The sequence below is a fragment of the Pseudomonas sp. genome (assembly GCF_035554175.1).
Classification (GTDB): domain Bacteria; phylum Pseudomonadota; class Gammaproteobacteria; order Pseudomonadales; family Pseudomonadaceae; genus Aquipseudomonas.
The window spans coordinates 62,962-74,948 of the sequence record NZ_DATMIV010000045.1; the positions used below are offsets into that span (position 1 = coordinate 62,962).

At 58.7% G+C, this 11,987-nt stretch carries 4 protein-coding genes; 3 read left to right on the forward strand and 1 reads right to left on the reverse strand.

Annotated features, from left to right (window positions below):
* Positions 1-8 precede the first annotated feature (8 nt).
* Genes VNV36_RS19830 through VNV36_RS19840 form a run of 3 tightly spaced genes read left to right on the forward strand, consistent with a single transcriptional unit; the run spans position 9 to position 10,941 of the window.
* Positions 9-3,629 carry a Tc toxin subunit A-related protein gene (locus VNV36_RS19830; RefSeq protein ID WP_325719715.1) on the forward strand — a complete coding sequence of 1,207 codons (3,621 nt, stop codon included), beginning with the start codon at positions 9-11 and terminating at the stop codon, positions 3,627-3,629.
* 14 nt (positions 3,630-3,643) lie between these two features.
* Positions 3,644-8,068 (forward strand): SpvB/TcaC N-terminal domain-containing protein, encoded by a 4,425-nt coding sequence (locus tag VNV36_RS19835; protein ID WP_325719717.1) that lies wholly within the window; start codon positions 3,644-3,646, stop codon positions 8,066-8,068.
* Positions 8,065-10,941, forward strand: coding sequence for an RHS repeat-associated core domain-containing protein (locus VNV36_RS19840; RefSeq protein WP_325719719.1), 2,877 nt, complete (start codon positions 8,065-8,067; stop codon positions 10,939-10,941). The genes VNV36_RS19835 and VNV36_RS19840 overlap by 4 nt, the downstream gene beginning before the upstream one ends.
* A gap of 101 nt (positions 10,942-11,042) precedes the next feature.
* Here the strand turns inward: VNV36_RS19840 and VNV36_RS19845 are convergent, their stop codons facing one another.
* The gene (locus VNV36_RS19845) at positions 11,043-11,954 is read right to left on the reverse strand and encodes a LysR substrate-binding domain-containing protein (RefSeq protein ID WP_325719721.1); all 912 of its coding nucleotides are present in this window, start codon (positions 11,952-11,954) and stop codon (positions 11,043-11,045) included.
* Positions 11,955-11,987 lie beyond the last annotated feature (33 nt).

Sequence of the window (11,987 nt, forward strand, 5' to 3'; positions counted from 1 at the left end):
GACTGAACATGAACACCATAGAAATTCAAAAGCACTTGGAAGAAGATCTGCGCGATGCCCAGGTGGCTTATTACCTTCACCTCGAAGCATCTGCAAATGCCAACACCAGGATCACCTCTGCCGAAGCACTCTACGATCATTGTTTGTTCGATGCGCTGATCAGTCATGATGTGTCAGCGACGCCGGTCAGCTTTGCCATTTCCAGCCTTCAACATCACCTGGAACTGATCATGACTCGCCGTTCGTCCGGCTATGCGCTGACCGAGGAGCAACGCGCTTACTGGCACAATGTTTTGAGCCATTACCCGACATGGGCGGCCCACCAGCAACTGATGTATTTCCCTTCGCTTTATCTTGACCCGACATTGCGAGTCGATAAGAGCGAAAATTTCCGCCAACTGGAAAACGATCTGACGCAGGGCCGGATCGACGCAGCGACCGCACAAAAAGCGATTCTGGGTTATCTGACCCGATTTGAAGAAGTGGCTAACCTGAAGATCCTCAGCGGCTATATCGATGGCGATGATGCCGACAACGGTATTTATTATCTGCTGGCCAAATCACGCTCTTCTGAACGCTATTACTGGCGCTCGCTCGATATGTCGCAGCGACCTGTGAAACTGTCCGCTTCCGGATCCGAAAAAGTCGAACGTCCCGATCCTCAGGCGTGGAGTCAATGGGAGAAAGCCGATGTGCCCATTTCACAAAATGCCATTGAGCAAACCATTCGGCCCGTTTGGTTCAACAATCGGCTTTTCGTATTCTGGGCAGAAAGTTATCACCAGCATCCTGATCAGCTCACAGAGAAAAGTTCAAGCGCAAGAAGCAATCCACAGCTCAAACTCAATTACGCGTGGCGCAAAATAGATGGTAACTGGAGCCTGCCGACGGCGTGTCTCGAAAGTTTTTTCAACGGCAGCCTATGGAGTGCCGCAACACCCGAGAAACTGAAGGAAAACATTACGACTTACGCTTTTGAAGAAAATAACCGGATCGCAATAGGCCTTGCACTGGGTGGGGAAAATGTGACCGGCTTTATCGACAAGAATTTTTCGATCTCGATAACCGACAGGAGTTCGCCCGAAAAAGCACAGCGTGAACAGTTGAAGGCTGCCATTGAGCTCCTTCCCGGCTCAGACAGCCTGATGATGAAAAATAATCAAAAGACTCAGTGGAAGATCGTCACTGAGGGCTCGTCTCAACTATTGCGATTGCGGGAAGAACGCGCCGGTTCTTCGTCCGGCGCTGATAAGCAGATCAGTCTCAATACCGGCTTCGCCGCCGAGATGATCCGGCGCGCGGAGAACAGTCTGGATGAGTTGTTCAACCTTGACTCACCGAAATCCGAACCTGTCGCGCCAGATTCAACCCGCCCGAGCCGCCAGGCGCTGGATTTTCACGGTGCTTATGGCCAGTACTTCACGGAATTGTTTTTGTATGTGCCATGGCTGGTCGCGAGCCGTTTGAACGCAGAGCACCGTTACGAACAAGCGTTGAAGTGGACCAACTATCTTTTCGATCCCTGGGGCCAGGATGAGTCCGGCCAACAACAACTGTGGAAATCGGAACCCCTGAATCCTGTCGAAGAGCCCTCCTATGCGCAGAATGATCCTTATGATCCGCACCAGATCGCACTCAGCCATCGCGTGCATTTTCGCAAAGCGGTGTTTTTCCTCTACGTGGATATTCTGCTCAATCGTGCTGATGAGGCCTATCGCCGGCTGACGACCGAAAGCCTTGGCCAAGCGAAGTCCCTTTATTTGCAAGCGCAACACTTGCTTGGCGACCGCCCGGTGATCAACGGGCCGAAGGCCGTCTGGACGAACCTCACCCTGAAAGACCTGGCCAGCACTGACCTGACGCAGATGAAAAAACTCGAGCAAGAGCTCATCAAGGGCGACAGCGTGCAGCTTCAGCCAGGCAGGCAAAACACCGCGCTACCGCTCGCGCTTCCGGCGAGCAGTCATCTGCGCATTCCTTTCCACCCGGATCTGCTCAAGCGTTGGGATCAGGTGGAAAGTCGCCTTTATAACTTGAGACATGGTCTGGACATCGCCGGTAAACGCCAACCCGTTCGCGTGTTCGAAGCACCTCGAGACCCTCGCACACTGTTGCGCGCTGGCGCCCCCGGCGGGCCGAGTGATACACGCTCCTCCCCTGCCGCCAGCCGGATTCCGCATTACCGCTTCAATGTGATGCATGGCCAGGCGCTGAGCGCCGTTGACAATCTGATTCAGTTCGGCGGGACGCTGCTTTCGCTGATCGAGCGTCAGGAGCAAACGCAACTTCAGGAGGTTCAGCAACAACAAGCCTGGGCGCTGGCATCGCTGTCCGTCGAGTTGCAGACACAAGCGTTGCGCGCCGAACAGCAGAGCCACAAAGCGCTGCAGGTGGGCAAAGCGATCGTGCAGCAGCGGCTTGAACATTTTGAAACCTTGCTCAAACAGGACATCAGTGCCGAAGAGACCAATGCCAGCCAGTTGTACCTGCGTAGCGGTGTAGGCGAGCAGCTGGCATTGGCTTCCCAGGTAGGCGCCGGCGCGCTGATGCTCGCGCCAAACACCTTCGGCCTCGCCAATGGCGGCATGCGCTGGGAAGGCGCCCTGCATGCCTTGAGCGCAATCGCCCAAGGGGCGGCTGCCGCTGACCGAATGGCCGCCAGCCACCTGGATCGCACGGCCCAATTCACTCGGCGCCGTGAAGAGTGGACATTTGCACGTGATCAGGCCGCACTGGAACTGTCACAGATCGATGCCCAGTTGCAAGCCACGGAGGAACAGCGCAAAGCCAGCGCATTATTGATGCGTCAGGCCGAGACCACGTTGTCCCAGGCCAAGAGTAATCACGACTTTCTCAGCACGCGCTTCACTCAGGCACAGTTGTATCAATGGCTTGGTACTCAGCTCGCGCCTCTTTACAGCCAGGCTTACGACATGACTCTGGCCCTGTGCCAGGCCGCCGAGGCAGCGTGGCAGTACGAGATTGCCGACTTTGACACGACCTTCCTGCAGCATGGCACCTGGCAGAACAACCAGCGCGGCATGGGGGCTGGCGAGCACCTCAAGCTGGCGTTGACGAAAATGCAGACGGACTACTTGCAGCGCAATGGCAGGGATCTGGAGATCCGCAAAACCGTGTCGCTGCGCGAGCTCAAACAACAGAAAAAGATTGACTGGAACGTGGTACTGGGTGATTTCAAATCCACCGGCAAATGCGATTTCGAATTTGACAAAGACCTGTTCGAGCGCGATTACAACAATCACTACCTGCGCCGGGTCAAGACCATCAGCGTTTCGTTCCCGGCGGTTCTCGGCCCGTATGAAAACGTCCGGGCGACCCTGATGCAAGTGTCCAGCAAGGTGGAATTGGCTGCGGCCGAGAACCCGCCGGTCAAGCAAGACCTGCGGGTCAATGAAGTCATCGCACTGTCGACCGGCGTTGACGATAACGGCCTGTTCACCCTCAATTTCAACGATGATCGCTATCTGCCGTTCGAATTTACCGGGGCCATTTCCAGCTGGCGCCTGTGCCTTTCCAATCATGAAGGCCAAACGACGTTCATCGATTCGCTGACTGACGTGCTCGTCCACATCAACTACACGGCCAGGTCGGCGGGAGGCCAGCAGTGAGTCGCCCGGAGTCCATGTCCATCAATATTCCCGCGCTGCCCAAGGGTGGTGGCGCCATCCAGAGCGTGGGTAAAGGCTGGGGGCCGGTAGGGCCGACCGGCGCTTGCAGTTTTCAGCTGGCGATGCCGATTTCGCCGGGGCGCGGTTTCGACCCGGCCCTGACCCTGGGTTATTCGAGTTCGGCAGGTAACGGTGTGTTCGGTATCGGCTGGAGCCTGCCGACACCGGCAGTGACGCGGGTGACCGGTAAAGGCGTGCCGACTTACACCAGCGAAGACGAAATCGCCGGCCCTGACGGCGTCGAATGGTATCCGGCGCAGGCGAGCCAGCAGGACAAGTTCAACGGTCTCGAGCTGAAAAAAACCTACACGGTCACGCGCTATCACGCCCGTGTGGAAAGCACTTTCGACCGGGTTGAACATTGGTCTGCCGACGATGACCGCGCCGGTTTCTGGCTGGTCCATGGCGCTGATGGCACCCTGCATCTGTTTGGCCGTCAGGCCAGCGCACGACGGGCTGATCCTGCCAATCCGCAGCGCGTCGGTGAATGGCTGCTGCAGGAAAGCGTCAATACTTCAGGCGAGCATATTCTCTACGAATATCAAGCCGACATGGAGGGTGGAGAAACCACGGCACAGCGTTATCTGAGCCGTGTGTGCTATGGCAACGAAAAAGCCCAGCAACATCTGTATCTGTGGCGGCCGAAGCGTCTGGAATCCGTGCGCTGGCATTTTGAGCTGATCCTGGACTACGGCGGACGCGCCACCGGATATCGGCAAAAACCCGCGTACGTGTCCGACCGCGCAGCCAATCGCGACGATGAGGTTCTCAATTACGCCTACGGCTTCGAGTTGCGCACAACGCGCCTGTGTCGGCAGATTCTGATGTTCCATTGGTTCCCCACCGAACTGGGAGAGACTGCGCAGCTGGTCAGACGCCTGCTGCTCGATTATCGGCAGACGGAGGCGGGATATCATTTGCTGTCGGCGGCTCATGAGCAAGCATTCGACGAATCGCCCGAGCCCGAAAGCCATCCGCCTGTGGAGTTCACCTACAGTGAATTTACGCTGCAACCGTCGGCTTGCGCCTGGGCTGGCTTCAACCAGATGCCCAAAGTCGCCGGCCACCGCATGGAGTGGGTCGATCTGTATGGCGAGGGCTTGCCGGGGCTGCTCTATCAGCAGCATGACCATTGGCGCTATCGCGAGCCGCTGCGGGGCGAGCGGAACACTGACAGCGTTGTCTACGGCGACGGGCAGCTTCTGCCCGCCATGCCAATGCTCAACAGTGCGTCCCGGCAAGCGCTGAGCGACCTGACCGGCGACGGCCGTCTGGACTGGATCATTGCGCAACCGGCCATGAGCGGCTTTTTTTCCATGACACCGAATCGCTCGTGGAGCGACTTCAGCACGTTCACTGCATTACCTCTGGATTTCTTCAACGATAAAGCGCATCAGGCTGATCTGATCGGCGAAGGTCTTGCCGATCTTGCACTGATCGGGCCACGCAGCATTCGGCTGTACGCCAACCAGCGTCGGGACGGGTTCGCCGCAGCCCATGAAGTCGCCCGCGCAGCTGACGAAGACAATCTTCCGCTCTTCAGCGATTCGAAGCGCGAGCTGGTCGCCTTCAGTGACCTGCTGGGTAGCGGCCAGCAGCATCTGGTGCGCATCCGTCACGATGAGATCAAAGTGTGGCCAAACCTCGGCCGTGGGCGTTTTGGCCAGGGGCGGGCTTTGAGTTGGCCCGGTCTTGCGCCCGAAACCTTCGATGCCTCGCGCATCCGTCTGGCGGATCTCGACGGTTCGGGCGCGGCCGACCTGATTTACCTGACGGCAGAACACGCACTGATCTTCCTCAATCGTGCCGGCCACGGCTTCGACTCACCCATGACATTGGCCTGGCCCGACACATGGCGCTTCGACGACCTGTGCCGTGTCGATGTGATCGATACCCGGGGACTGGGCTGCTCCAGCCTGATAATCCATTCGCCCCGACAGTCGCCACAACACTGGCGCTATGACTTCGTCCGGCACAAGCCCTACCTGCTGACCGCATCGAACAACAACATGGGCCAGTCTACGAGCATTGCTTATCGCAGCTCCGCGCAGGAGTGGCTGGACGAGAAAGCCGAGCGCTTGAAGGAAAAGAAAGTCGATCTGGCCTGCCATTTGCCCTTCGCCTTGCATCTGGTCAGAAGCCAGACGCAACGGGACGAAATCACCGGGAATCGGCTGACGCGACGATTCAGTTATCGCCAGGGCTATTACGACAGCAGGGAGCGGCAACTGCGAGGCTTCGGGCTGCTGATCGAAACCAGCAGCGAGCGCTTGTCCAGCGCCGACCTCATGCCACCGAGCAGGACCCGCCAGTGGTTTCATACCGGCCAGCCAGGCGAGCCATCCCGCCTGGGTTATGACACATCCGACAAACATGCATTGCCCTTGGGCAAGGTCTATGTGAGTCGGTATCAGAACAGCGAAGACATCGCCGTCGAAGCGACCGATGAGGCCACCAGCCGGGCGATTGCCAGAGCCCTGTGCGGGCGCTTGCTACGGCGCGAGGTTTTCGAGCTCGGCCCCACAACGAAACTGCGCAAGCTGCTGCAGGTAGAAGAACACCGTTATCACGTGCGCCTGCTGACCCCGCAGCAGGTTGCGCGAGGCCACATCCGCGTACTGCCGCTGGAACTTGAATCGATCAATTACAGCTACGACGGCTTCGTTGCAGATCCGCAATGCCTGCACACGATCAATGCCCGCCGCGACCGGTTCGGCGCCGTAGAGCAGAGTTTCCAGATCCATTACGCCCGTCGCCTGAGCGCCAATGACACCGCGCCCTTCGACCAAACCGATGAAAACGCCTGGTGGAAAGACGCCCACGACCCAGCGCAACAGCGTTTCTACATCAGCGAGAACAGCGCCCGATACATTCATCTCACCCACGATGCGGGTTGGCGTCTCGGCCTGCCCTGGCGCCAGCGCAGCCAGGCATACGAAGCGGGCAAGTCACCGGCAGTCGATGGATTGAGTCCGAGCGAGATCAGCTACGAAGCGTTTGCCAAATGGCTTGTCGATTCTGGCGTTGCGAAGAAAGGCGTGCTCACCGGGTTGTCGGTACAACGCTACCAGAATGCCCGCAGCGGCCACGTATTGCCCGACGGTGTGGCTGAAGTGGCCGGCATCGGCGCCTATCTTGAAACGGCCGAACTTGACCAGACGTCATTGCGTGCCTTCGACACTCTGGCGCCCGAGCTTCGGCCCGACGACACATTGCTCACACGCTTTGGCTATGAGCGCATGACTGACTGGCTCGACCCCGACGCGCAACACAGCTTCTGGTCGGTCAAGAGCGGCTTCGTGAGCGTGGCTTCGGGCAAAGGCTTCCATAAAGTCAAATCGCAGCAGACCACCGCACACCAGGGGCCGGTGACCATCGAGCATGATGCGTATCACTGCTGTGTCATCGCCATTCGCCAGGAGGACGGCTGTACCACCCGGTGCAAATACGACTACCGGGTGATGGCGCCAACGCAGATTACCGACGCCAATGGCAACATCAATGAAGTGCTTGTGAACCGTTTCGGCGAGGTATTGGCCAGCAGTGTGCATGGAACCGAACAGGGCCGACCGGTCGGATTCGCCGGGCTGAGCAGCTACCGGCGACCGGATGCTCTGACACCGGCGGGCGCAATTGCAGATCCGCAAGGCGCATTGCAGAAGGTAGCGAGTATCGCGGCGTACGATGTGTTCAGCTGGATGGGCCGCATTGAAGCGGATGCACGGCGCGACGGTGAATGGCTGATGCGCTGCGTAGCGCAGGGTCTGCTGTTACCCGACGGCCACATTTGCGCACGCGCCCGCGAACTCGCGGCCAGTGGCGCTCGGTTGAGCGAGGATGCGCAACGGCTCGCAGCACTGATTGCGCAGACGCGTCGCGAGCCCGTGCACACAGCCTTGTTGAGCGCAGACCGTTATCCCGGCGATCAGCAGCAGATCCGTATTTCCCTCAGTTGTCTGGATGGCTTCGGGCGGGAGTTGCAAAGCAAACAAAAGGTCGAGCCGGGTCTGGCATACCTCGTGGAAGACAGCAGTCTCGTCCTTGACAACCATGTGGCACGCGAAGGCTTCACCACCACGCGCTGGTGCGTCACGGGCCGGAAGGAATACAACACTCAGGGCCTGCCGATCCGGATCTACCGACCGTACTTCGCCAATCATCATGGCTACATCAACGACACGTCCATGCGCACGCTGGATCATCACGACCTTCAGCATTACGACGCGCTGGGCAGACCCACCGAAACGGTTCTGGCGAGACAGGGCACGATTTCATATCTGCGTCGCCAGCGCTATCACCCTTGGTACTCAGTCATGGAAGACGAAAACGACACCCTTGAAGAAGCGCTGTCCGCAACCTCGCAAGGAGTGCAAGCATGAGCGCACGCCTGCACAACAAGACCCCCAACGTCAGTGCCGTCGACAGTCGAGGCCTGGTGGTGCGACACATCGCTTATTACCGCAGCAGCGAATCGGCGATACCTGCGACCGCTCGGGTCACCCGGAACACCTACGACAGTGCCGGACATCTGGTCGAGCAGCGGGATCCCAGACAAGGGGCACGAAAACGGACCCCGAATCGCAGGATGTACTACACGCTGTCGGGCACCCCGTTGGGCGTTGCCTGTGTCGATTCCGGATGGAGTCTGGCACTGGCAATGGCCACCGGCCAGATTGGCAGGCGTTGGGACCAGCACGGCAACCTCTGGAACATGGAATACGATCGCCAGCTACGTCCGGTGCGCATCGATGCCCAGTCGCCGGATCAGCCCATGCGCGTTGCCGAGCGTTTTACCTACGGCGACAACTCGGCCAACTCTGCACAACGCAATTGCTGCGCCAGACTGGTGCGTCACGATGACAGCGCCGGCACGCTGTCGAACGATGCCTATGCGCTGTGTGGAGAACCGTCCAGCCAGACACGCCGCTTACTCCTCGATTCACAGCTGCCAGACTGGCCAGACGCTGTAGAGACACGCGACGCCCTGCTTGAAGCCCGGCGCCATACCACCCACTGGCGGTATGACGCGAGTGGCGCAATGCTGGAGCAAACCGATGCGGCAGGCCATACCCAGCGCTACACATTCAATGTCGCCGGGCAGTTGAAAACGCTACTTCTGAAGATCGCTGGCCAGTCCGCCGAACGCGTGATCATCAGCGACATCGAGTACAACGCATTTGGGCAGATCCAGAGCCAACGGGCCGCAAACGGTGTGACCAACCGCGCCAGATACGACTCGGCCAGCGGTCGCCTCTGCGCGCTGAGTGCCGCGAAGGGCGCCCGCGTCCTGCAGGACTTGCAGTACACCTTCGACGCGGTGGGCAACGTCTTGTCGATTACCGACAAGGCCCAGCCCGACAGCTATGCGAACAACCAGCAGGTACAGGCCATCAGCCGTTTTACCTATGACAGCCTCTACCAATTGATCAGCGCAACTGGCCGCGAGTCGCAGGCAGCCATCACCCAGGCAAAACTGGCGCCTGCCGCCAGCATGGCGATCCCGGCCGGAGAGTTGTTCAATTACACGCAGCATTTTGCCTATGACACTGGCGGTAATCTGACCACGCTGCGCCATGTTCGCGACGGCAACCAATACACGAGAAATCTGAATATTGCCGATGACAGCAATCGTCTTGTTTCATGGAACCAGGGCCACGCCGTCACCGACACAGCCATGGGCACGGATATCCGAGGGAATCTGCTGAGCTTGCAGCCCGGTCAGCCACTGCAATGGAATGCCTTGGGCCAACTGGCTGGCGTGACGCTGGTCAGCCGTAAAAACGGTATCGATGACGAAGAACTTTACACGTATGACGGCAGCGGTCAGCGCGTGCGCAAATGCCGCACGTATCACGGCGGGACAGTTGTTCATCGCGATGAGGTGGTCTACTTGCCGGGGCTGGAATTGCGTGCGCAAAACAGGCAGCGCCTGGAGGTCATTACGATGCAGGCCGGCCGATGCAGCATCCGCTATCTGCACTGGGCCGAAGGCAAACCCGCAGGCATGAGCCCCGGCCAGCAAATGCGCTATAGCCTGGAGGATCCTTGTGGATCGTACATGCTGGAGCTTGATGACGACGCAAGTCTGATCAGCCAGGAAGCTTACTATCCCTTTGGGGGCACGGCCTGGAGCGCAGCGCGATCAGTCATCGAGGCGCAATACACAACGGTGCGCTACTCGGGCAAGGAACGCGACAGCAGCGGTCTGTACTACTACGGACAGCGCTATTACGCCCCGTGGCTGCAACGCTGGATCAGCGCCGATCCGGCGGGAACCGTCGACGGTTTGAACCTGTTTTGCATGGTGGGCAACAACCCGATCAGATACAGCGATCAGGGCGGTCTGCAGAAATTCGAAGCGCTGAACTTTGTCGATATCGCTGATAGCGCAATCCAGCGTGCCCCGAATGCACACTTCAAAAGCCGAGCCTATTCAACGTTTTCGACCAAAACCGGCGAATACCTGAAGGGCGCAATAACCCATTCGCGCTCAACCGGTGATCTGAACCAATCGGCCGCTCAAAGCACTGACAGCGCGCAAAAACCGGCGCCCTCCAGTCCCAAGGACATACCCAGAGGTGTAAAGAACCGCACGGCACACGCAGCCTACGCCCAGGCAGACGATCCGGCGTCGCCGCTGATTGGCTCATTCTTCAATCTGCCTGGCAGTCCCAGTGGCAAGAACCCTTTTCCCGGTATCACGGTGAATGAAACCGACTACACGACTAACGGCATTCCGAGTTTCAATGCCGTCAGAAAACGCGTGCAGAGTGGCCGGGCAATCAGTGCACCATTTGCGGAAAACGAGTTACTCGCACCGAGCGACCTGGGCACGTACTCGGTAACCAACATGAAAGTGTTTCTGGATGCTGTAGAAAGCGCTTATAAAAACTTCAGCGCAACGCCATTGCATGCGAGAACCAGAAAGTTGATCGAGGCTCACATCGAGGCTAACCCGGTTATCCCGATACGCGCAGGGGTCGCCGGGCTTCACGCAGATGTGCAGGCTATCAATCATGTCGCCAGCGAACTGCAGAAAAAAGAAAATGGCAACTTTGATGAAGTCACGTTTCAGCGAGCAATGTTCAACACTGTCCTTTACGTGCAGAAATTGACCGTACCTGGCAGTCAGAACTTCCCGGCCTGCGGCAATTGCACCGGGATCATTCCGAAAAATGTGGCCGTGGCCACTGGCTTGTCGCCCTTTGGACGCCACCCTTCGAGTACACGCGCCAGGCACTTTTCCGGCTGAATAACCCCCGTTGTTTCACAGGTTGGTCGCATTCCTCTGCCAGGGATGCAATCAACCTGTGCTCGTCAAACGCCAATTCACTGTTGCGCAGGAAACGCGATTCAGCCCGTGAACTCGGCGCTCGCGTAGGCGGCGAGTTTGCCCTGAATGAAGTCGAGGAAGCACTGGATGCGCAACGCCAGTTGCGAGTTGCGGTAATACACCGCGTTGATCGGCTGGCGGTAACCGCTGTTGAATTCGCCGAGCAGGACTTTCAGGCGTCCGGCGCGAATGTCGTCGATGGTCATGAAGTGCGACAGACAGGCAATGCCCTGCCCTTCCAGCGCCAGGTGCCGCACGGTCTCGCCGCTGGAGGCGCTGATCGCCGGAGTGATGGGCCAGCGGTCGCCATGCACATAGCGCAGCGGCCATTGGTTGAGGCCTTCGTTCTGGGTGAAGCCGAGCAGCGTGTGTTCGCTCAAGTCCGCGACCTGTCGTGGCGCGCCGTGCTTTTTCAGATAGGCCGGGCTGGCGACAATCAACAACGGACTGCAGCCGAGCGAACGCGCGTGCAGCGTCGAATCGGCGAGGGTGCCGATGCGAATGGCGATGTCGGTGCTTTGTTCGAGCAGGTCAATGATCAGGTCGTTGCTGTTGAGTTCGAGCTGAATGTCCGGGTACAGACGGCGGAATTCGTCGATGTAGGGAACGACCGCGTGGAGCATGAACGGCGACGCGGCGTTGATTCGCAAGCGCCCGGACGGGGTTTGCTGGCGCGAGGAAAGGCGTTCCTCAAGTTGCTCCATCTGATCGAGAATCAGCTTGGCCTGTTCAAAGAAATACTTGCCCTCCTCGGTCAGGTCCATGCGCCGCGTGGTGCGGTTGATCAGCGTGGTGTCGAGCTTGGCTTCGAGCTTCGACAGCGTGCGGCTCACCGCCGAGGGCGTTTGCCCGACCTGCTCGGCGGCAGCGGAAATCGAACCGCACTCGATCACACAGACGAAAATCTGCAACTCATCGGATCTGGCTTTCACGGGTGTCCTCGCTGGAATCGCCGATCACAGCCA

What these genes read in the sequence shown, in the direction of transcription:
- VNV36_RS19830 (WP_325719715.1), top strand. Translation starts at nt 9, where the DNA reads ATGAACACCATAGAAATTCAAAAGCACTTGGAAGAAGATCTGCGCGAT.
- VNV36_RS19835 (WP_325719717.1), top strand. Translation starts at nt 3,644, where the DNA reads ATGTCCATCAATATTCCCGCGCTGCCCAAGGGTGGTGGCGCCATCCAG.
- VNV36_RS19840 (WP_325719719.1), top strand. Translation starts at nt 8,065, where the DNA reads ATGAGCGCACGCCTGCACAACAAGACCCCCAACGTCAGTGCCGTCGAC.